General features: G+C 36.9%; 22 protein-coding genes and 1 other annotated feature. Of the genes, 21 read left to right on the top strand and 1 reads right to left on the bottom strand.

The annotated features are described in order from the left end of the window. Positions 1–16 precede the first annotated feature (16 nt). The 20 genes from mdh to EPL02_RS18390 all read left to right on the top strand — a co-directional run bounded on the left by mdh (position 17) and on the right by EPL02_RS18390 (position 20,115). The gene (gene mdh, locus EPL02_RS18485) at positions 17–955 is read left to right on the top strand and encodes a malate dehydrogenase (protein WP_094911870.1); all 939 of its coding nucleotides are present in this window, start codon (positions 17–19) and stop codon (positions 953–955) included. A 171-nt stretch (positions 956–1,126) separates the two neighbouring features. Further along, positions 1,127–1,603 (top strand): MaoC/PaaZ C-terminal domain-containing protein, encoded by a 477-nt coding sequence (locus EPL02_RS18480; protein ID WP_094911869.1) that lies wholly within the window; start codon positions 1,127–1,129, stop codon positions 1,601–1,603. Positions 1,604–1,774: 171 nt separating this feature from the next. Next, entirely contained in the window at positions 1,775–2,491 is a 717-nt protein-coding gene (locus EPL02_RS18475; protein ID WP_094911868.1) for a response regulator transcription factor, read from the top strand. Continuing rightward, positions 2,484–4,253 (top strand): two-component system histidine kinase PnpS, encoded by a 1,770-nt coding sequence (gene pnpS, locus EPL02_RS18470; RefSeq protein ID WP_131888377.1) that lies wholly within the window; start codon positions 2,484–2,486, stop codon positions 4,251–4,253. The genes EPL02_RS18475 and pnpS overlap by 8 nt, the downstream gene beginning before the upstream one ends. Positions 4,254–4,604: 351 nt before the next feature. Further along, positions 4,605–7,229 (top strand): DNA polymerase I, encoded by a 2,625-nt coding sequence (gene polA, locus EPL02_RS18465; RefSeq protein ID WP_131888376.1) that lies wholly within the window; start codon positions 4,605–4,607, stop codon positions 7,227–7,229. A 33-nt stretch (positions 7,230–7,262) separates the two neighbouring features. Further along, entirely contained in the window at positions 7,263–8,096 is an 834-nt protein-coding gene (gene mutM / locus EPL02_RS18460; protein ID WP_131888375.1) for a DNA-formamidopyrimidine glycosylase, read from the top strand. A 61-nt stretch (positions 8,097–8,157) separates the two neighbouring features. Next, positions 8,158–8,790, top strand: a complete 633-nt coding sequence (gene ytaF / locus EPL02_RS18455) for a sporulation membrane protein YtaF (protein WP_131888374.1) — start codon at positions 8,158–8,160, stop codon at positions 8,788–8,790. Positions 8,791–8,811: 21 nt separating this feature from the next. Then, on the top strand, positions 8,812–9,408 hold the full coding sequence (gene coaE, locus EPL02_RS18450; protein ID WP_131888373.1) for a dephospho-CoA kinase: 597 nt from the start codon (positions 8,812–8,814) through the stop codon (positions 9,406–9,408). 154 nt (positions 9,409–9,562) lie between these two features. Next, complete coding sequence (locus EPL02_RS18445; protein ID WP_094911862.1) at positions 9,563–10,594, top strand: glyceraldehyde-3-phosphate dehydrogenase; 1,032 nt, start codon at positions 9,563–9,565, stop codon at positions 10,592–10,594. A gap of 340 nt (positions 10,595–10,934) precedes the next feature. Further along, complete coding sequence (gene speD, locus EPL02_RS18440; protein WP_025907230.1) at positions 10,935–11,315, top strand: adenosylmethionine decarboxylase; 381 nt, start codon at positions 10,935–10,937, stop codon at positions 11,313–11,315. Between the two features lie 172 nt (positions 11,316–11,487). Then, positions 11,488–11,871: a cytosolic protein gene (locus tag EPL02_RS18435; protein ID WP_094911860.1), complete on the top strand. Its 384-nt coding sequence runs from the start codon at positions 11,488–11,490 to the stop codon at positions 11,869–11,871. 239 nt (positions 11,872–12,110) lie between these two features. Continuing rightward, positions 12,111–12,572, top strand: coding sequence for a transcriptional regulator NrdR (gene nrdR, locus EPL02_RS18430; protein ID WP_094911859.1), 462 nt, complete (start codon positions 12,111–12,113; stop codon positions 12,570–12,572). A 63-nt stretch (positions 12,573–12,635) separates the two neighbouring features. After that, on the top strand, positions 12,636–14,063 hold the full coding sequence (locus EPL02_RS18425) for a replication initiation and membrane attachment family protein (RefSeq protein ID WP_131888372.1): 1,428 nt from the start codon (positions 12,636–12,638) through the stop codon (positions 14,061–14,063). Between the two features lie 24 nt (positions 14,064–14,087). Continuing rightward, the gene (gene dnaI, locus EPL02_RS18420; RefSeq protein ID WP_094911858.1) at positions 14,088–15,020 is read left to right on the top strand and encodes a primosomal protein DnaI; all 933 of its coding nucleotides are present in this window, start codon (positions 14,088–14,090) and stop codon (positions 15,018–15,020) included. A gap of 95 nt (positions 15,021–15,115) precedes the next feature. Next, the gene (locus tag EPL02_RS18415) at positions 15,116–15,979 is read left to right on the top strand and encodes a putative sporulation protein YtxC (RefSeq protein ID WP_094911857.1); all 864 of its coding nucleotides are present in this window, start codon (positions 15,116–15,118) and stop codon (positions 15,977–15,979) included. A 387-nt stretch (positions 15,980–16,366) separates the two neighbouring features. Next, entirely contained in the window at positions 16,367–18,304 is a 1,938-nt protein-coding gene (gene thrS, locus EPL02_RS18410) for a threonine--tRNA ligase (RefSeq protein ID WP_131888371.1), read from the top strand. A 173-nt stretch (positions 18,305–18,477) separates the two neighbouring features. After that, positions 18,478–18,603: a sequence feature (ribosomal protein L20 leader region), on the top strand. Between the two features lie 67 nt (positions 18,604–18,670). After that, on the top strand, positions 18,671–19,174 hold the full coding sequence (gene infC / locus EPL02_RS18405) for a translation initiation factor IF-3 (protein ID WP_131888370.1): 504 nt from the start codon (positions 18,671–18,673) through the stop codon (positions 19,172–19,174). A 21-nt stretch (positions 19,175–19,195) separates the two neighbouring features. After that, positions 19,196–19,396, top strand: coding sequence for a 50S ribosomal protein L35 (rpmI, locus tag EPL02_RS18400; protein WP_013059426.1), 201 nt, complete (start codon positions 19,196–19,198; stop codon positions 19,394–19,396). Positions 19,397–19,434: 38 nt separating this feature from the next. Further along, positions 19,435–19,794, top strand: coding sequence for a 50S ribosomal protein L20 (gene rplT / locus EPL02_RS18395; RefSeq protein ID WP_061784963.1), 360 nt, complete (start codon positions 19,435–19,437; stop codon positions 19,792–19,794). A gap of 66 nt (positions 19,795–19,860) precedes the next feature. Continuing rightward, positions 19,861–20,115 carry a DUF1294 domain-containing protein gene (locus EPL02_RS18390; RefSeq protein ID WP_131888369.1) on the top strand — a complete coding sequence of 85 codons (255 nt, stop codon included), beginning with the start codon at positions 19,861–19,863 and terminating at the stop codon, positions 20,113–20,115. Between the two features lie 286 nt (positions 20,116–20,401). Here the strand turns inward: EPL02_RS18390 and EPL02_RS18385 are convergent, their stop codons facing one another. Next, entirely contained in the window at positions 20,402–20,785 is a 384-nt protein-coding gene (locus tag EPL02_RS18385) for a hypothetical protein (protein WP_131888368.1), read from the bottom strand. Positions 20,786–20,901: 116 nt separating this feature from the next. Between EPL02_RS18385 and EPL02_RS18380 the strand changes: the two genes are divergently transcribed. After that, positions 20,902–21,390 (top strand): dUTP diphosphatase, encoded by a 489-nt coding sequence (locus EPL02_RS18380; RefSeq protein WP_094911854.1) that lies wholly within the window; start codon positions 20,902–20,904, stop codon positions 21,388–21,390. The last annotated feature ends 19 nt before the right edge of the window (positions 21,391–21,409 follow it).

Raw genomic sequence — 21,409 nt, 5'->3', positions numbered from 1 at the left:
ATTTGGGGGAATTAACATGTCAAACAAACGAAAAAAAGTCTCAGTTATTGGTGCTGGCTTTACAGGTGCAACAACTGCGTTTTTGATCGGACAAAAAGAGTTAGCTGACGTTGTATTGGTGGATATTCCACAGGCAGAAAACCCAGCTAAAGGTAAAGCGTTGGATATGTTAGAAGCAAGCCCAGTACAAGGTTTTGATGCTAATATTACAGGAACAGCCAACTATGAAGATACAGCTGATTCTGATGTTGTCATTATTACGGCTGGTATTGCACGTAAGCCTGGTATGAGTCGTGACGATTTAGTTACGACAAACCAAAAGGTAATGAAGTCTGTAACGCAAGAAATTGTTAAATACTCACCAAATTGTTATATTATTGTGTTAACAAACCCAGTTGATGCGATGACTTATACAGTATTTAAAGAATCTGGATTTCCAAAAAATCGTGTAATTGGTCAGTCTGGTGTACTAGATTCAGCTCGTTTCCGTACATTTGTCGCGCAGGAACTGAATGTCTCAGTTAAGGACGTTACTGGCTTTGTACTAGGGGGACACGGTGACGATATGGTTCCTCTTGTACGTTATTCATACGCAGGTGGAATTCCACTTCAAACGTTAATTCCACAAGACCGCTTAAATGCTATTGTGGAGCGTACGCGTAAAGGTGGCGGTGAGATTGTGAATCTTCTAGGAAATGGTAGTGCTTATTATGCACCTGCTGCAGCTCTATTGGAAATGACAGAAGCTATCCTAAAAGATCAGCGTCGTATTTTACCTACAATTGCGTATTTAGAAGGTGAATATGGTTATAGTGGTATCTACCTTGGCGTACCAACAGTTCTGGGGGCAAATGGTATTGAGCAAGTAATTGAGTTAGAGCTAACTGAACAAGAAAAAGCAGCTCTAGATCAATCTGCTGATTCAGTTAAAAACGTGATGAGCGTTCTTATCTAATAAGTAAGAAAGCACTGATTAAACAAAAGCATCATTTATAAAAGAAAAACAGGAAAATTCGAGGGAAACCTCGAATTTTTTTGTTGTAGAAGCTTCACTATCTTATACAAGAACTGTTCGTGTAATTCGTGATTGTTTCTACAAGCTACAAATAGAAAGGATGAAGTAGCAATGGTGCTAGGGAAAAAACAAAAGATTGGAAGAACTATAAAACAAATTCAAGTTGGTGAAAAGCTTTCACTTACTGAACGCATAGAGGATAAAGATATTCTCTTATATCTAGGTCTAACCAATGACGCCAATCCTCTCTATATTCAGCATGATTATGCTGCACAAACAGTATTTAAAAAGCCAATTGTTCCAGCAATCATGATCAATGGAATGATGACAGCTGCTATCTCCAAATACCTGCCAGGTCCGGGAAGTCATGTTTTAAAGCAAACCGTCTCATTTCCTAAGCGTATTTACCACTACAGTACAGTTGAATTTTTATTTGAAGTAGTTGATAAAAATATGGAAGAAAAGACAATTACAATTGACGTACAAGCAACAGATGAAAACGAAGAAAGTGTTGTACAAGCTCAATTTATTGTATGTCCTCCTCAAGAGCTATCCATTGCGGAGACACATGAGTTTGAGAACTTTTAATGCGGTGACAAACAGGCCTCCTTTTCAATTAGGGGGCTTGTTTATTGGCATAATATTATGAAATGCCTTTGAGAACTTTAAAGAATCAGTGTATGATAATGACATACATATAGATAAAATAATGGATGAAGTGGCGTTTAAAATGAATTGATGGAGGCTTATGTTACGAACATGAATAAGAGATTATTAGTAGTAGACGATGAACAGTCAATCTCAACATTATTACAGTATAACCTGCAGCAAGCTGGTTTTGAGGTTAGCACAGCAATGGATGGAGAAGAAGGGTACAATAAAGCACTGGAAGAAAATCCAGATTTAATCGTGTTAGACTTAATGCTTCCCAAAATGGATGGAATTGAAGTGTGTAAAAAGCTTAGACAGCAGAAAGTTATGACGCCTATTTTAATGTTAACGGCTAAGGATGATGAGTTTGATAAAGTGTTAGGCTTAGAACTTGGAGCAGATGACTATATGACCAAACCTTTCAGTCCACGAGAGGTTGTTGCTCGGGTGAAGGCCATACTTCGTCGTTCGCAAATTAGTAATCAAGCGGATCAGGAAGAAGAAGATGGAGAAAGAATTTTTATTGGAGACTTAAAAATTCTTCCTGAGCATTACGAAGCTTATTTTCAACAAGAGCAGCTAGAATTAACGCCAAAAGAGTTTGAACTACTATTATATTTATCAAAACATAAAGGACGGGTGTTAACTCGTGATCAGTTGTTAAGTGCTGTTTGGAACTATGATTTTGCTGGTGATACACGCATTGTAGATGTCCATATTAGTCATTTGCGTGAAAAAATTGAAAGCAATACAAGAAAGCCTATTTATATTAAAACGATTCGTGGTTTAGGGTATAAGTTGGAGGAACCAAAGGTAGATGAATAAGTTCCGCTCGCGCTTACTTTTTGCACTGCTAACCTTAATTATTGTGGTACTGGTTTGTTTAGGCTTATTATTAGCTCAGCTCTTTAAAAACTTCTATTTTCAAACCTTTCAAGAACGTATGGAAAAAGAAGCTGAGCTTGTAGAACTTTTTATTGGTAAAGAAGGCCTGACAAATCCAACTCTGCAAGAAAATGTAGATTCAATTAGTGAGTCATTAAGTGTTCGAGCAACTGTTATTAATAATGATGGCACAATTCTTGTAGATTCAAACGCAAGTAGTGACAGTGGTTCTTTGGAAAACACTAGGATACTCCAAGAGGTAATAAAGAAGCAAAGCATGAATAAGGAAGCGTTCAGTCGTATTGAAGAAAACCATGATCTCTATTACTATGGCGTACCGCTTGTCATTGATGGTGAGAAAGAAGGTTTTGTTGTTTTAAGTACCTCTTTTGCATCGTTAAATCAAGTGAATCAACAAATATGGGGACTGTTAATTGGGAGTCTTGGCGTTGCGTTAATCGTCATTTTATTACTAGGAATAAAGATAATGAATCGCTATACGAGACCAATTGAATCTGCTACTCAGGTAGCCATGGAGTTAGCAAGAGGCAATTATAAAGCTCGTACCTATGAAGATTATATGGATGAAACAGGAATGTTAAGTCAGTCCATCAATGCTTTAGCTCGCAATTTACAAGAGTTAATTCGTAGTCAAGAGATGCAACAAGATCGCTTGCGGACGCTCATTGAAAATATGGGTAGCGGGATGATTTTAATTGATAGTCGCGGCTATATTAACCTAGTAAATCGAGCTTATAAAGAACAGTTCCAAATAAAGATGGATGATTTCTTATATCATCTCTATTATGAAGTGTTTGAACATAAAGAAGTGGTTTCTCTAGTAGAAGAGATTTTTATGACAGAAGTAAAAGTTCGCAAGCATGTTGTACTCTCTAGGAATATTGAGCGTCGTCATTATGATGTATATGGAGCACCAATTATTGGGTTAAATGATGAATGGAAAGGGATTGTTCTTGTCTTTCATGACATAACAGAACTTAAGAAACTAGAGCAGGTTCGTCGAGATTTTGTTGCTAACGTATCTCATGAGTTAAAAACACCTATCACATCAATTAAAGGGTTTAGTGAGACGCTTTTAGATGGAGCTATGGAGGAACCTGAGCTAAGAAAGCAATTTCTATCGATTATCATGAATGAAAGTCAACGGATGGAAACGTTAATACAAGATTTATTAGATTTATCAAAAGTGGAACAGCAAGGTTTTCAGTTAACCGTTCAAACTATTAATATTAATACGCTTCTTTACGAAATTGTTATGGTTCTTTCTAATCGAGCGAAAGAGCGAGAAGTTGATCTTCAAATCGAAACATTGGAAGAGGAATGTTTAATTGAAGGAGATATCCAGCGGTTAACCCAAGTTTTTATGAATTTAATTAGTAATGCACTGAATTATACGATGCCAAGCGGAAAAGTGCATATTCAAATTGAAGAGAAATTAGAAACGGTCCTTATTCATATCACTGATACAGGGATTGGCATCGCTCAAGAAGAAATTCCTCGAATTTTTGAACGCTTTTATCGGGTGGATAAAGCAAGAAGTAGAAACTCCGGTGGTACAGGTCTTGGACTAGCTATTGTCAAGCATCTTGTAGAAGCACATAAAGGACACATTGACGTACAGAGTAAAGTCAATGAAGGGACAACCTTTTCTGTCACATTAAACAAGTACTTAGAAAACTAAGCAAATGTTTACGCTCTTTTTACAAAGTGTTTAAGGAAGCTTAATATAAGCTTGTTATACTTTTCTATGGAAACCCCTTCATCCAAGGAGCCAATTTTGGAAGACGAAAGGAGTCTTCATACTTCTTTCGTCTATTTTTTTATGACATAAGACAAAGGCATTATTCTATAAAGGATAATGCCTTTTTTGTTTATACCATTTATAATTGAGGCGCATTCCTCGTTCAAATTATGCATGAAACTAGTTTCTGGTAAAAAACTAACTGTAATTAGATAGATTAGTTTTTGTTGTTAAGAGGGAACTTTTGATAAAATAGAATAAACGTTCTTTTTTTGAAATGGAGGATTATTCATGTCCAAGAAATTAGTATTAATAGACGGCAATAGTATTGCATATCGTGCATTTTTTGCTCTGCCTTTACTGAATAATGATAAAGGTATACATACAAACGCCATTTACGGATTTACAACGATGTTAATGCGCATTTTAGAAGAGGAGAAACCAACACATCTTCTTGTTGCATTTGATGCTGGCAAAACAACGTTTCGTCATAAAACATTTACAGAGTATAAAGGTGGAAGACAAAAAACGCCGCCTGAGTTATCAGAGCAATTTCCATTTATTCGAGACTTGCTAGATGCTTACGGAATTAAGCGCTATGAGCTAGAGAATTACGAAGCCGATGACATTATCGGTACATTGGCAACACAAGCTGAAAAAGAGAACTTTGAAGTGAAAGTAATTTCAGGTGATAAAGATTTACTTCAGCTTGTTTCAGAACACATAACAGTCGGTATCACGCGAAAAGGCATTACAGATGTTGATGCCTATACTCCAGCTTTAATTGATGAGAAGTATGGAATTAAGGCTATGCAAATAATTGATATGAAGGGGCTTATGGGGGACTCTTCTGACAACATTCCGGGTGTTCCAGGAGTTGGAGAAAAGACGGCTCTGAAATTGTTAAAAGAGTTTGGTACAGTTGAAAACGTCTTGGAATCGATCGATCAAGTAAGTGGTAAAAAATTAAAAGAAAAGCTATCGGATAACAAAGAGCAGGCACTCATGAGCAAAGAGCTTGCTACAATAGACACAAACGCACCCATTGAAGTGAGCTTGGAAAGCGTTTTGTATGAAGGTGAAAATAGTGAAAAGCTTCTAGCATTATTTAAAGAGCTCGGCTTTAATTCCTTGTTAGATAAATTTGGTGGCGATTCAGAGGATAGCAATTCTTTTGAAGAGCTTGAACATAAGATAGTGCAAAATGTAGACAAAAATATACTAACCAAAGACGCTGCGCTTGTTGTGGAAGGATATGAAGAGAATTATCATCGTGATCAGCTGTTAGGCTTTGGTATTAGCAATGAAAACGGCCACTTTTTCATTGAAAAATCAGTAGCCTTAGAGTCTTCTGAATTTGTAAACTGGTTGCAGGATGCATCAATGAAAAAGACCGTATTCGATGGAAAAAGAATGGTTGTCGCGATGCGTTGGGAAGGCTATGAGATTAAAGGAATTGAACAAGATATCATGATTGCTTCCTATATCTTAAACCCTGCGGAAGCCAACGATGATTTAGCTACAATTGCTAAGTTAAAAGGCTATACGCAAGTAAATTCTGATGAAGCAGTATATGGAAAAGGTGCAAAAAAATCTGTACCTGAAGTAGATGAATTAGCAGAACATGTTGCTAGAAAAGCTGCAGCGCTTCGATTTTTAAAAGAAAAGCTGCTAACAGAGCTAAAAGAAAATGAGCAATATGACTTATATGAGCAGCTTGAGATGCCCCTGTCATTTGTATTAGCTGACATGGAATATCAAGGAGTGAAAATTGACCACAACCGACTAGATGAGTTAGGGAAAACTATTCATGAGCGCTTGAAGGAATTAGAAGCTACTATTTATAGTTACGCTGGAGAAGAATTTAACATTAATTCAACGAAGCAGTTAGGGGTTATATTGTTTGAAAAGCTTGAACTCCCCGTTATTAAAAAGACAAAAACGGGCTATTCTACTTCTGCAGATGTGTTGGAACAGTTGGCTAATAAGCATGAAATTATCCAAGAAATCTTAGAATACCGTCAGCTTGGTAAGCTTCAGTCTACATATGTGGAAGGACTAAAGAAAGTCATTCATTCTGATGAGAAAGTTCATACGCGTTTTAATCAAACGTTAACGCAAACAGGACGGTTAAGTTCAGTTGATCCTAATTTGCAAAATATCCCTATCCGCTTGGAAGAAGGGAAAAAAATACGTTCAGCTTTTGTTCCTTCTCAGAAAGATTGGGTAATCTTTGCCGCCGATTATTCTCAAATCGAGCTGCGTGTCTTAGCACATATTGCAGCTGATGAAAAACTAATTGAAGCATTTACAGAAGATCTAGATGTTCATACGAAAACGGCTATGGATGTGTTCCACGTAGCAAAAGAAGATGTGACGGCGAATATGAGACGTCAAGCAAAAGCGGTTAACTTCGGGATAGTGTATGGCATTAGTGATTATGGGTTATCACAGAATCTCGGTATTACGCGAAAAGAAGCAGCAAAGTTTATTGAGCGCTACTTAGAAAGTTTTCCTGGAGTTCAAGAATATATGGCAGACATTATACGTCAAGCGAAAGAAACAGGCTATGTAACGACTTTATTGCACCGTCGTCGCTACCTACCTGAGATTACAAGCCGCAACTTCAATCTCAGAAGTTTTGCTGAGAGAACGGCTATGAACACACCTATTCAAGGAACAGCTGCTGATATTATCAAAAAAGCAATGCTCGAGATGGCTAAGCGATTAAAAGAAGAAAATTTAGAAACCAAGCTTCTTCTTCAAGTACATGATGAGCTTATCTTTGAAGCACCGAAACATGAAATTGAAATTCTTGAACGCATTGTTCCAGAAGTGATGGAAAGCGCACTGAAATTAGATGTACCTTTAAAGGTAGATTATTCATATGGTGCTACTTGGTTTGATGCTAAGTAAACAACAATGAACTAGCAAAGAGAGGTGGATAAGGTGCCGGAATTACCAGAGGTTGAAACGGTTCGCCGCACGCTCATTCATTTAGTAAAAGGAAAAACAATTGATGAAGTAAAAGTAACTTGGTCAAATATCATTAAGCGACCGGTTGATGTTGAACAGTTTTGTGACGCACTAAAGGGACAGACGATTCTAGATGTACACCGTCGAGGTAAGTTTTTGAAAATTATCTTAGATGACTACGTATTGGTTTCTCATCTCCGAATGGAAGGCAAGTACGCTCTTGTTGAAAAGGATGAACCGATTGATAAGCATACGCATGTTATCTTTTTATTTACCGATGGTACGCAGTTAAGGTACAAAGATGTACGAAAATTTGGGACTATGCATTTATTTCAGCCAGGAGAAGAAGAATCATCACCACCCCTAAGTACACTTGGTCCAGAGCCTTTTGAAGCACTGTTTACAGCTGAAGTTCTAAAAAAACGAATCGGTCGAACGACCCGAAAAATTAAGGCGGTCTTATTAGACCAGCAAGTGGTCGTTGGTCTTGGAAATATCTATGTCGATGAAGCACTGTTTCGAGCTCGTATACATCCTGAACGTGTAGCAAGCGAGCTCACCGATGAAGAGCTGGACCGTTTGCATAAAGAAATAGTAGCAACTCTACAGGAAGCGGTTGAAAAAGGCGGAAGCACCATTCGATCCTACGTAAACACTCAAGGAGAGATGGGAATGTTTCAGCTTCAGCTTTATGTTTATGGGAAAAAAGACCAACCTTGTGCTGTATGTGGCACCCCGATTAGAAAATATGTAGTAGCGGGAAGAGGTACGCATATTTGTCCAAGTTGCCAGAAGCTTGAAGAATAATAACAATGGATGGGCTCCTTTCATATACTTTAGATAGATGAAATGGAAGGAGCTCTTTAAGATGATTTCACTTTCTTTAATACTAGTAGCTTTTGCAGTAAGCCTAGATAGCTTCAGCGTAGGATTAACATACGGATTGAGAAAACTTAAAATTCCGTTTAAATCAATTTTAATCATTGCGTGTTGTTCCGCGTTTACATTAACTCTTGCAATGTTTGTCGGTAAAATGATTACTCACTTATTTTCTCCAGCTGCGCTTGACACCATTGGTGGTATTATCTTTGTATTGTTGGGCATGTGGATTTTGTATCAATTTTTTCGTCCTGAAGATGAGGAAACAGCAAAGTTGGAAGAAAAGATTATTTTTAAGGTGGAAATAAAATCTATTGGGTTGGTTATTAACATTTTGAAAAAGCCGACGACAGCAGATTTAGATAAATCCGGCTCTATTACGGGAGTTGAAGCGTTAATTTTAGGTATTGCGTTATCGTTGGATGCATTTGGAGCTGGAATAGCAGCAGCTTTATTAGGCTATTCTCCAATTATATTGGCCATTGCCGTAGCAGCAATGAGTTTTATTTTTCTTGCATTAGGAATTCAAATTGGAAAATGGTTTTCTAAATTAGCTTGGATGAGGATGTTTTCATTTGTACCAGGTGTTGTATTGATTTTAATGGGGATATTTAGATTATAAGAATTAAAAAGGGAGAACATTATGACGATTGTTGTTGGTTTAACGGGTGGAATTGCTAGTGGAAAAAGTACGGTTGCAGCCATATTCCGTGAAATGAGTATACCGGTTATTGATGCTGATCAAATTGCAAAAGAAGTCGTTCAGAACGGTAGAGCGGCTTATAGTAAAATTGTTGAGACGTTTGGAAAAGGCATTTTACAAGAAGATTTAGAAATTAATCGTGCTGCTCTTGGTCAGATTATCTTTCATAATGAACAGGAACGTCAAAAGCTAAATTCAATTGTACACCCGGAAGTTCGAAAGGAAATGTTAAAGCAAAAAGAGCAGCTGATTGCTGAGCAATATCAGCTAGTTGTGTTGGATATTCCGCTTTTGTTTGAAAGCAAATTAACGTATCTGGTAGACCAAGTTGTTGTTGTCCATGTAAATGAACTTGTGCAGCTTGAGCGACTACAGAAGCGAAATAACCTTTCTAAAGAAGATGCATTAGCAAGAATTAAGTCTCAGCTGCCTTTAACTGAAAAGGCAAAGATGGCAGATTTTATAGTTAATAATAATGGAAGTATAGCTGAAACAAAAGAACAAGTGATAAAACTTGTATCAAAATTAACAAATTGAGCTGGAGAGAAGTCATTCTTTCCAGCTTTTTTTAATATATGTAGAATAAGACAATAAAATAATGTGCAATAATTCTTCATTTTAAAATTATTTATGTTATACTATTTTGTATAAAAGGTTAAATAGTATAACATATTTGTTAGGGGGAACAGCCATGAAAGCACGAATTGCAATTAATGGTTTTGGGAGAATTGGAAGAATGGTTTTTCGAACAGCAATTGAAGAGGAGAAGTTAGATATTGTTGCAATTAATGCAAGCTATCCTGCAGAAACATTAGCACATTTAATTAAATATGACTCTATTCATGGTCCATTTAATGGAGAAGTTATTTGTGAAACAGATGCGTTGATTGTAAATGGTAAAAGAATTCAACTGCTTGACTCGCGAGACCCACTCTTATTACCGTGGAAACAGTTGCAAATTGATCTAGTGATTGAAGCAACTGGGAAATTTAACTCTAGAGAAAAAGCACAGTTACATATTGAGGCTGGTGCTCAAAAAGTTGTCTTAACAGCACCTGGTAAAGATGAAGATGTCACGATTGTAATGGGGGTAAATGAAAAGGTATTGGATGTGCATAAGCACCATATTATCTCAAATGCATCTTGTACGACAAACTGCCTAGCGCCTGTTGTGAAAGTATTAGACGAAGCTTTCACCATTGAGAACGGGTTGATGACAACAGTTCACGCATATACGAATGATCAAAAAAATATTGATAATCCACATAAAGATTTGCGACGCGCGCGCGCATGCGGTCAGTCCATTATCCCTACAACAACTGGGGCTGCCAAAGCATTATCGCTGGTGCTTCCTCATCTCAGTGGGAAATTACATGGTATGGCGCTGCGGGTTCCAACGCCAAATGTCTCGCTTGTCGACCTTGTTGTCGATGTTAGGAAAGCGGTAACAAAAGAAGCGGTGAATGAAATGTTTATTCAATCGGCAGAGGGTCCCTTACAAGGCATATTGGCATTTACAACAGAACCATTAGTATCAATTGATTTCAATACAAACCCTCATTCAGCAATCATTGACGGCTTATCAACGATGGTCATGGATGAACATAAAATTAAAGTATTAGCGTGGTACGATAATGAATGGGGATACTCACAAAGAGTAGTCGATTTGGTGAAATATATTACAGCAGAAATGATTCAAAATTCAAAGCTAAAAGTTGGATAAAAAAGCGAGGCAATCATGCCTCGCTTTTTGTGTTTGAATTCATTGTTTGTTCTAATTAAGATAGGGAACTAATAAATGAGAGGTCTTAAGAAAGCGGTGGGGCAGAGAATAAATTGTGTTTAGCTACAGATTGTAAATTTAAATAAAATCACGTGTTGCAAAATAAGTCTAAACAAAGTATACTATGTTTCGTGAACTTCTTGTGTACCTTTCGGTTATGTATCTACTTAAAGGGTTAGGACCTCTCTGGACTAACTTTCCCCCGTGGTAGTTAACATGCTATATGGCGAAAGAATTTCATATTTAACGATTAAAAATTGTTAAAGGGGGAAATATCATTATGGAAACAATGGGTCGTCACGTTATCTCAGAATTATGGGGTTGTGATTTCGATAAGTTGAATGATATGGATTATATTGAAAAAACGTTTGTAGATGCAGCATTAAAGACTGGAGCGGAAGTTCGTGAGGTTGCTTTTCATAAGTTTGCACCTCAGGGTGTAAGTGGGGTTGTTATTATCTCAGAATCACACTTAACTATTCACAGCTTTCCAGAGCATGGATATGCAAGTATCGATGTATACACATGTGGAGACTTAGATCCAACAATCGCTGCTGACTATATTGCAGATGAACTAAACGCTCAAACACGTGAGACAATTGAAGTGCCACGTGGAATGGGTCCTGTACAAGTAAAGCAAACGAAAGCAAATGTACTTTAATAGTATAAAACAAAGCTAAGACAATTAGGGACTGCTCTATAAATTGGACTCGCCATTTATAGACAGTCCTTTTTAGATACAAAAATATTGTTTATCCATTATAATAAAGAAAGTAGCTAGTATATTTTTAATAGCTATAGCGATTATTTTGATAAAAAGGAGTCTATACAACATGGGGATTATTCAAAAAGTAAAGTCAGTTTTTTCGAATCATTCTGAAACTAGAGACCACCACGAGAATCCAAAGTTACAAACACATTACTATAAATCAACAGCCTCTCAAACATTTACTCAGGTGCAAAATTTATTGAAGAATATGAATGGAGTAGAGATTTTAGCTGCTTATGAAGAGCGTGGAGAGATTAGTTTAAACGTATCTAAGGGGCGAAAAGCATTTGTTGTTATTACGATTATTTCATTACGACCTTTTGAAACCGCTATCGATTTTTCGGTTACAACGGAATCAAAAGTGATGCCATTCGATTTTGGGTATAGTAAAGAATTAATCATCTTTTTTTATAAGCATTTTGATCAGCATTTGATTGCTATTAAGTAAGGGAAATAAAGTATATTGAATAAATAAAGCTGTATAACGCCTTTATCTATTGGAAAACAAATGTTTTAGGAAATAAAATTTCAGAATTCATTCTCCTTCACTTGTATTCAAGCTTTGTTTTCTATAATATGAAAAGAAAGTGAATTTTTATTTTAAATTTCTAACATACATAGGCAGTCAGTTCGTACAAGCTGCTTAGTTTATACAAATATAAAAGGTTATTTATTGGAGTTGAGAAGATGAAATGTCCTTCCTGTCAGTATAATGGAACGAGAGTGTTAGACTCACGGCCTGTTGAAGAAGGTCGTTCAATTCGCAGGCGACGTGAATGCGAAAATTGTCACTACCGTTATACAACATTTGAAAAAGTAGAAGAGCCACCTTTAATCGTAGTGAAAAAAGACGGAGCGCGTGAAGAATTTAGTAAAGAGAAGATTTTACGCGGTTTGATTAAGGCATGTGAAAAAAGACAAGTTAGCTTGAAACAACTTGAAGATACTGTACATGATATTGAATCTGAACTGCGTAGTCAAGGTGCATCAGAAGTTCAGTCGGACGTTGTTGGGGAAATGGTAATGGAAAGGCTAGCTGCTATTGATGAAGTATCGTATGTACGCTTTGCCTCTGTTTATCGTCAATTTAAAGACATTAATGTCTTTATTGATGAACTAAAAGAGTTAATTAAGAAAGAAAAACTATAAAAGAGCTATTAAAGAGATTTTTTAGCTCTTTTTTGCTATTTTAGAATTGGGTAGGTAATGATGATGAATGAGCAACATTGGAAAGAAATTATTCCAGTTGACCGTTATGTTGTGAGAACGAGCGGCGTTATTCAAGAATATGATCGAAAAGTGTTAACAACTCTCTATCAACCGTTAATTGGAACCGTGTGCTATGGCTTATATATGACGTTATGGAGTGAACTAGAGCAAGGGCGCTTGTGGGGAGCAGAAGTAACGCATCATCATCTAATGGCCGTTATGCAAATGAACTTAAAATCCATTTATCAAGAGCGATTAAAGCTTGAGGGAATTGGCTTATTAAAAACCTATATGAAAGAAGATGACGGGGGAAGAGTTTATATTTATGAGTTAATTCCTCCATTAACACCACAACAGTTCTTTGATGATGGTGTTTTAAACGTCTACTTATACAATCGATTAGGGAAAAATGTATTTCAAAAAATTAGACGATACTTTATGGACCCAGCTGTTGACCAGATGGAATTTAAAGACGTTACTCGGTCATTTAACGATGTCTATAAGTCAGTACAAACGACAGAGCTCACGTCAAGTTTACAACGAGAGAATCAAGATGTCTTCATACCAAGTAAAGATTTAGACTATGTTGATAACTCCAAAAGAGCGAATATAACGATTAGGGATGCAGGGTTTGATTTTGATTTATTTCTGGCAGGTTTAACCGAGTCCATGATTTCTAAAAAAGCCATTACAATCAAAGTAAGGTCAGCAATTGAAAAGCTGGCGTTTTTATATCAAATCGATGCTTTGCAAATGAAGAATGTTGTCTTGGACGCGCTTAATGAAAATGATCAAGTAGATATTGAAATGCTTCGAAAAGCTGCTAGAAATCATTATCAGTTTGAAAATGGTGAAGCACTGCCTAACTTAAGTGAACAAGTTCAGCCGCCGTTATTACGAACAATGGAACATAAAGAGCCTATTTCTCAAGAGGAGAAGTTAATTAAGCAGTTAGAAGTGACGTCGCCAAAGCAGCTACTGACAGACTTGTCCGGTGGAGCAACGCCTTCTAAAGCAGATTTACAAATGGTTGAAGACGTTATGTTTCATCAAAATCTTTCTCCTGGTGTTGCTAACGTACTTATTTATTATGTCATGCTAAGAACAGATATGAAGTTATCGAAAGCATATGTGGATAAAATTGCGGGGCACTGGGCTCGTAAAAAGGTAAAAACAGTGGAAGAAGCGATGATTATTGCGAAGAATGAGCATAAGGAATACCAAAATTGGGCTGAGTCTAAGCAAGCAACGACGAAGAAAAAACGAACGGTTCGTAAAGAGCTGGTCCCAGACTGGTTGAAAGAAGAGTCGGAAGAGGAAAAGAAACCTCAAAGCCAAAAAGAAGATTTAGATTTTGAAGAAGAAAAGCGGAAACTTGAAGAAGAATTAAAGCAGCTTGATTTGGACTTAAAGAAGAATCGTGAGGATTAATGAATGGAAAGGAGAGGTAATGGGATGAAGTCAATCAATGATTCACTAAACAAATTAGCGAATAATCAAGGTTTCAAGGAACGATTTGAAACGTTAAAATCAGAAGTACTTTCTGATCGTAATGTCCAAGATTTTTTAAGGAAGAATCGGGACCAATTGGATGAAGGTATTGTAGAACGTGGTCTTATTAAGATGCATGAGTTTAAAGGGCAGAGCAAAGAGTGTCAAGACTGTCCATCTTTACAAAGCTGCGTTAATATGATTAAAGGCTATCATCCAAAGCTTTCCATTGATGGTAAGAATATTGATGTAACTTATGAGCGCTGTCCTAGAAAAGTAACTGAAGATGAACGCAAAGAGCAAGAGTCATTTATTCAGTGTCTTTATGTACCGAAAGATATTTTGAGCGCTTCCATGTCAGAGATTGAAATTGAGCAAGGTCGGCTTGAAGCTATTAAGTTAGTGCGAGATTTTGTCAGGGAGTATGAACCTAATAAAAAGATGAAAGCTCTTTATCTACATGGGTCTTTCGGTGTTGGGAAAACCTACTTTTTAGGTGCGATTGCTAATGCCTTAGCTGAAAAGAAAGTGAAATCAACCATTGTATATGTTCCTGAGTTCTTGCGAGAGCTTAAAGGATCTTTTCAAGATAAAACTTTTAACGAGAAGATAGAATACGTTAAAAAAGTGCCCGTCTTAATGTTAGATGACTTGGGGGCAGAATCTGTAACGAGCTGGATGCGAGACGATGTGCTGGGCACCATCCTTCAATTCCGAATGCTGGAAAATTTACCGACTTTTTTTACGTCAAATCTAAATTTTCAGCAGATGAAGCACCATTTAACGTATACGCAAAAAGGTGAAGAGGAAGAGTTGAAAGCCGCGCGGATTATGGAACGAATCAAGACGTTAGCCACTCCTGTAAAGGTGGAAGGTGAAAATAAACGTAACAAATGAGCAGTTCTTTTACATTTCATGTAAGGACTTGCTCATTTTTTTTCATGTTGCCCCATATATATAAATAAAGCGTGTCCAAAAGGGGGCTAACATTAGTGAGAATTTTCTTTAAGTATGAGAAAGAAGCAATTGGTATTTACAGGTCTCTATGCGCGAAACGAAGCGCTTTATCATATGCTCCGCAATGCTTTAAACTTGTGAACAGTCAGCTTCTAGTAATTGACGTGACATATAATCGAGACGAAATTGTACACGATATGCTAATCCCAGTATTGACAGATTTTATATTAGGGCAGAAAGAAGAATCCATTTTAAGTGAGATTTTGACACAGAAATTTTTTTATACAGATTCACAAGAGCTACAGCTTATTATAGACATGGTCTATCATATTGTAGAGGGTGAGAAAGAGGATGTACCAAAACAGGATTTTTCAATGCCGAAAGAGCTATTAATTAGAGAAGCGCTGCAAGATTTCTTAGTGAACAACGTTACGTTTACATTTGAGTCCTTTCTCCAGTTTCGATTAAAGAATTATCGATCTCGCTTACAATACTATGTAGAAATCGCTATTGATGAATATAAACTAGAATATGAATATCAAATGTTTGTTGAACAGCTCAGACAAGTTATTTTAACGGAAGAGGCAAACTGCGAAGCAATACATGTTGTGCATTCACAAGAAAGTGAATTTCAACTCTATGATGAAAATTTTACATTGTTAACAGCAAATCAGCGTCAACATTTAGCTGAGGAATTTATGAAAAAGAATGAGTCGTTATACATAGATCCATCCGTTATAGCGCCTCTCATTACGCTATCTCCAGAGCATATTTATATTTATAGTGATCGTGAGCATACACATGATTTCATTTATACCATTCAAAACCTTTTCCAAGAGCGAGTAATCATATGTACAAAACAAGAAGCCACATTTTTAAAAAAAGAGAATCTGACTTGAGAGGTTGATTTCTATTTTAAAAATGAATATAATAGGCTCATATTGTAAAAATATTAATTAGCGATAAGTAATGATGAGGACATGAGTTTATATTTACGGTTTATTAGAGAGGGAATCCATGGCTGAAAGATTCTTAACACGATTTATATCCTTACCACCTCTAAACTTCAGTAGTAAACAAGTATTTTACTTTAGTAATTACTGACGGAATTTCCGTTATCAAGCCTCGAGCTGTCTTTTATTGTGCTTTATTAAGCAGAAAGACAGAAACAAGGGTGGTACCACGTGTATACACAACTCGTCCCTTACTAAGGGACGAGTTTTTTTATTTGCGTAAATAACCAGTTTATGCAGGATTATACTGAGATAAATAAGGAGTTGAATCACATGTCAGAAGTTATTTCAATGACATTTCCAGATGGTGCAGTAAAAGAATATCCTAAAGGTACAACGACAGAACAAATTGCGTCATCGATTAGCCCAGGGCTAAAGAAAAAATCAATTGCAGGTAAGGTAAACGGTGAGCTCTTAGATTTACGTACACCAATTTACGCAGACGGTCAGCTTGAAATCATCACGCAAGATTCAAGTGAAGCACTTGAAATTATGCGTCACAGTACGGCTCACTTAATGGCTCAAGCGATTAAGCGTGTTTTTAAAGATCAAAAGGTTCAGCTTGGCGTAGGACCAGTTATCGAGAGTGGATTTTATTATGACATTGATATGGAGCAATCCATTACGCCTGACGATCTAATTGAAATTGAAAAAGAAATGAAGAAGATTGTGAATGCAAATATTGATATTGAGCGTCGCGAAGTATCTCGTGAAGAAGCAATTGAGCTATATAAAGAAGTTGGAGATGAATTAAAGTTAGAGCTTATCGATGCAATTCCAGCAGGTGAGACTGTAACAATTTATCAACAAGGCGAGTTCTTTGATCTTTGTCGCGGTATTCATGTTCCATCAACCGGCAAAATTAAAGAATTTAAGCTATTGAATATTGCTGGTGCTTACTGGCGTGGAGATAGCAACAATCAAATGTTGCAGCGTATCTACGGTACAGCATTCTTCAAAAAAGCGGACTTAGATGAGCACTTACGCTTATTAGAGGAAGCGAAGGAGCGTGATCACCGTAAAATTGGTAAAGAGCTTAATTTATTCACAAACTCACAAAAAGTTGGACAAGGTCTTCCATTATGGTTACCAAAAGGGGCAACAATTCGTCGCGTTATCGAACGCTATATTGTGGATAAAGAAGTTGCACTAGGTTATCAACACGTGTACACACCAGTCCTAGGTAGCGTAGAGCTATATAAAACATCTGGTCACTGGGATCATTATCAAGACGGCATGTTCCCAGCAATGGAAATGGATAATGAAGATTTAGTTCTTCGTCCAATGAACTGTCCCCACCATATGATGGTATATAAAAATGATATTCATAGCTACCGTGAATTACCGATTCGTATCGCAGAGCTAGGTACGATGCACCGTTATGAAATGTCCGGTGCACTTGCTGGTCTTCAGCGTGTTCGTGGTATGACGCTAAATGACGCGCACATTTTTGTTCGTCCAGATCAAATTAAAGAGGAGCTAATTCGTGTTGTTCGTTTAGTAGAAGCTGTATATAAGGATTTTGGCTTTGAAAACTATTCGTTCCGCTTATCATATCGCGATCCAGAAGATACAGAAAAGTACTTTGATGATGATGCAATGTGGGAAAAAGCACAAACGATGTTAAAGGACGCAATGGATGAGCTTGGTTTAGATTACTATGAAGCAGAAGGAGAAGCGGCATTCTATGGTCCAAAGCTTGACGTTCAAGTTAAAACGGCTCTTGGAAAAGAAGAAACTCTTTCAACAGTACAGCTAGATTTCTTATTACCAGAACGCTTTGATTTAACATATATTGGAGAAGATGGGAAGCAACATCGTCCAGTTGTTATTCACCGCGGTGTTGTGTCAACAATGGAACGCTTTGTAGCCTTTTTAATTGAAGAATACAAAGGGGCGTTCCCAACATGGTTAGCACCTGTTCAAGTTCAGGTGATTCCAGTATCTCCAACAGTTCACTTAGACTATGCAAAAGAAGTTCAAGAGAAACTTCAGTTAGCAGGGGTGCGCGTGGAACTAGATTCACGTGAAGAAAAAATTGGTTATAAAATTCGTGAAGCTCAAATGCAAAAAATCCCTTACATGCTAGTAGTGGGAGATAAAGAAGTAGAAGAAAAAGCAGTCAATGTGCGTAAATACGGCGAGCAAAATTCAGAAACTGTTGATTTTGAACAGTTCTTAGCAGGGCTAAAAGTAGAAATTACTCGCTAATAAAAAAGTGGAGAGGGGACCCTCTCCACTTTCCTTTTTTAAAAAAAGCAAAAAAAATGTTGCATAAATGTTTTTCCTTTGGTAAAATAATTTTTGTTGTTAAATAAAGAACGAAATCATTGACTTTTGTCTTTGTTGATACTATAATAGCTTAAGTAATTGAATACTTGTTTGTGCAGAAGAAGAAGCACCCGCTTCTCACCTGATTGACGCCTATAGAGCAGTTAGCAGGTTGACATCGTATTTACTTTTAACGATAGTAGTGTGGGTGCATTGTGTACTCACGCTTTTTTGTGTGTATACTCAACATCTACACAAGCGTATTCATTCATTAAACCTTGGAGGTGGCTACTTATTAGCAAGGACATGATGGTAAACGAGGGCATTCGAGCTCGCGAAGTTCGTCTAATTGATCAAAACGGTGAGCAATTAGGAATTAAATCAAAAAATGAAGCACTTGATATTGCTGCACGAGCAAATCTTGACTTAGTAATGGTTGCTGCAAACGCGAAACCACCTGTATGTCGTATTATGGACTACGGTAAGTTCCGCTACGAGCAACAGCGTAAAGAAAGAGAAGCTCGTAAAAACCAAAAGGTTGTTAACTTAAAAGAAGTTCGTTTAAGCCCAACAATCGATGAGCATGATTTTAACACAAAACTTCGTAACGCACGTAAGTTCCTTGAAAAAGGTGATAAAGTAAAAGCGTCAATTCGTTTTAAGGGTCGTGCTATTACTCATAAAGGAATTGGACAAAAAGTACTTGATCGTTTTTCAGAGGCTTGCGCTGATATTAGTTCAGTTGAATCAGCTCCAAAAATGGAAGGACGCAGCATGTTCTTAGTGCTTGCACCTAAAAACGAAAAGTAATAGAACGAGGAGGAACACCCCATGCCAAAAATGAAAACACATCGTGGCGCTGCAAAGCGTTTCAAAAAAACTGGAAGCGGTAAGTTAAAGCGTGCTCGTGCTTACACTAGTCACTTATTCGCTAACAAATCTACTAAACAAAAACGTAAATTACGTAAAGGTTCTTTAGTAAGCAAAGGTGACTTCAAACGTATTCGTCACTTATTAGATAACATTAAGTAATTTGGGTTGAGATAGAAACATAACAGGAGGTAACAATTATGCCACGCGTAAAAGGCGGTACAGTAACACGCAAACGTCGTAAAAAAGTTTTAAAATTAGCCAAAGGTTTCTTCGGTTCAAAGCATAGATTATACAAAGTTGCTAATCAGCAAGTAATGAAATCATACATGTATGCTTATCGTGACCGTCGTCAGAAAAAACGTGATTTCCGTAAATTATGGATCACACGTATCAATGCAGCAGCTCGTATGAACGGTCTTTCTTATAGCCGTTTAATGCACGGATTAAAATTAGCAGGTATTGAAGTTAACCGTAAAATGCTTGCTGACTTAGCTGTAGCTGACGAAAAAGCATTTGCTGAATTAGCAGCAGCTGCTAAAAAAGGTTTAGAAAAGTAATTTTCTACTGAAAAGTCTTGTTACCACGAGGTAGCAAGGCTTTTTTGTTTATTGGAGGGATTATTTTTGTTTTTGATAATATACGCAGTGTTTATTAATCTTGTTGGCTTATACGTAATGAATACAGACAAAAAGAGAGCTCAGCGAAATGAATGGAGAATTAAAGAGCAGACTATTTGGACTATTGCTATTATAGGAGGAGCTCTAGGGGCAACGATTGGCATGAATCTCTATCGTCATAAAACAAAGCATGCAAGCTTTCGTTTCGGTCTCCCTTCTTTAGTAATCATTCATGTGGCTTTATTGCTAATCTATATGTAAATAATGTGAAGAACGAAGTGGGGCAGACAATGAAGGCGTGAAAATTTATGAAGTAGAAGCTGATTATCAACGAATAGTAATAAAAGGCTTAATGTTTCCAGAAATAGTTTTCAAACTTGATGAGTAGTGAGCAGGGAGAGATCCCCCAGTTTACGAGGAGGCTCGGTACTTACCCTGCGGAAAGGGAGAAATTTGTAATGGGAGTTAGGCCAAGCAAAGAGGCTTTTTTCAACTAGAAGTAAGCACATTGTTTTTCAAATGTTCTCTCACTAAAAAAGCCCAAAAGCTACTGCTTTTGTGGCTCTTTCTTTAAAAACTCTCGTACAGGACTTTTCCAGGTAATAATAGCTTTTGGATATAAAGTTGATACCTTAGTGGACACTGATCTTATATCTTCATGAGTTAAATCATTGAGCTGGTCAGGGTTTTTTAATAACATAGTAATAGAAAAAACTTGTTCATTTATATATTTTTCACCTTCAAACAAAATACCTTTATACGTTAGTTCTAAGTTTTTACGAATATTTTCTGCTTCATCAATTACATAAAACTCATTTTGCTCTTTGGCTTGCATTAATTTTCGCTTTGGATTTCGAACGTATCGTATAATAAAAAGCACAAAATAGACTAATAAAGCAATTACTAATAGTCGCATTAAGAGCACAATCAAAGCAATATCGCCTCCTTGCCAGGGGTTGTTTCCTAACAGTACGTATAAAAGGGGAAAAGGTTTCATTTATTTTTAGTTTTATATTAATATTTATTTTATTTTAGGAGAGATTAGATATGAACTTAAAGTCTTTATTTAACATGCAGCGTCAGCTAGACCAACATATTGAAACAAATCATAATCTTCAAAACGAGGATTTGGTTTCACGCAAGCTTCTTGCTTTATTAGTAGAATTAGGTGAGCTGGCTAATGAAACGCGTTGTTTTAAGTTTTGGAGCCTAAAACCGTCAGCAGATAAAAAGATTATTTTAGAAGAGTTCGTAGACGGCGTTCATTTCTTGTTATCTTTAGGGATTGAATGGGGGTTTGATTCAATTGAAGAGCTTCCGGTTAATGCGGACAAAGAAACTGCAACAGAACAATTCTTACACGTGTTCTCTTTGCTCACACAATTAAAAGCAACCGTAAGCCTAGAACAGTACATAGAAGCGTTCTCTTCATATATGGGACTTGGAGAAGTTCTTGGCTTTGCAGCTGAAGAAGTGAAAACGGCTTATATTATGAAAAATGAAGTAAACTTTAAGCGTCAAGATGAAGGGTATTAAGAAGAAACCGTTTCCTCTG

The organism is Bacillus sp. CBEL-1 (assembly GCF_004348885.1).
GTDB lineage: Bacteria > Bacillota > Bacilli > Bacillales > Bacillaceae_H > Priestia > Priestia aryabhattai_A.
Note: the sequence above shows the minus strand (reverse complement) of the source record. Positions and strands in the feature narration are given on the sequence as shown.

Bases quoted from the DNA above. Each gene is read 5' to 3' on its own strand.
- EPL02_RS18475 (WP_094911868.1), top strand. From the start codon at position 1,775: ATGAATAAGAGATTATTAGTAGTAGACGATGAACAGTCAATCTCAACA.
- EPL02_RS18480 (WP_094911869.1), top strand. From the start codon at position 1,127: ATGGTGCTAGGGAAAAAACAAAAGATTGGAAGAACTATAAAACAAATT.
- coaE (WP_131888373.1), top strand. From the start codon at position 8,812: ATGACGATTGTTGTTGGTTTAACGGGTGGAATTGCTAGTGGAAAAAGT.
- EPL02_RS18435 (WP_094911860.1), top strand. From the start codon at position 11,488: ATGGGGATTATTCAAAAAGTAAAGTCAGTTTTTTCGAATCATTCTGAA.
- polA (WP_131888376.1), top strand. From the start codon at position 4,605: ATGTCCAAGAAATTAGTATTAATAGACGGCAATAGTATTGCATATCGT.
- thrS (WP_131888371.1), top strand. From the start codon at position 16,367: ATGTCAGAAGTTATTTCAATGACATTTCCAGATGGTGCAGTAAAAGAA.
- pnpS (WP_131888377.1), top strand. From the start codon at position 2,484: ATGAATAAGTTCCGCTCGCGCTTACTTTTTGCACTGCTAACCTTAATT.
- ytaF (WP_131888374.1), top strand. From the start codon at position 8,158: ATGATTTCACTTTCTTTAATACTAGTAGCTTTTGCAGTAAGCCTAGAT.
- mdh (WP_094911870.1), top strand. From the start codon at position 17: ATGTCAAACAAACGAAAAAAAGTCTCAGTTATTGGTGCTGGCTTTACA.
- EPL02_RS18445 (WP_094911862.1), top strand. From the start codon at position 9,563: ATGAAAGCACGAATTGCAATTAATGGTTTTGGGAGAATTGGAAGAATG.
- dnaI (WP_094911858.1), top strand. From the start codon at position 14,088: ATGAAGTCAATCAATGATTCACTAAACAAATTAGCGAATAATCAAGGT.
- infC (WP_131888370.1), top strand. From the start codon at position 18,671: ATGATGGTAAACGAGGGCATTCGAGCTCGCGAAGTTCGTCTAATTGAT.
- EPL02_RS18425 (WP_131888372.1), top strand. From the start codon at position 12,636: ATGAATGAGCAACATTGGAAAGAAATTATTCCAGTTGACCGTTATGTT.
- speD (WP_025907230.1), top strand. From the start codon at position 10,935: ATGGAAACAATGGGTCGTCACGTTATCTCAGAATTATGGGGTTGTGAT.
- EPL02_RS18380 (WP_094911854.1), top strand. From the start codon at position 20,902: ATGAACTTAAAGTCTTTATTTAACATGCAGCGTCAGCTAGACCAACAT.
- rplT (WP_061784963.1), top strand. From the start codon at position 19,435: ATGCCACGCGTAAAAGGCGGTACAGTAACACGCAAACGTCGTAAAAAA.
- rpmI (WP_013059426.1), top strand. From the start codon at position 19,196: ATGCCAAAAATGAAAACACATCGTGGCGCTGCAAAGCGTTTCAAAAAA.
- nrdR (WP_094911859.1), top strand. From the start codon at position 12,111: ATGAAATGTCCTTCCTGTCAGTATAATGGAACGAGAGTGTTAGACTCA.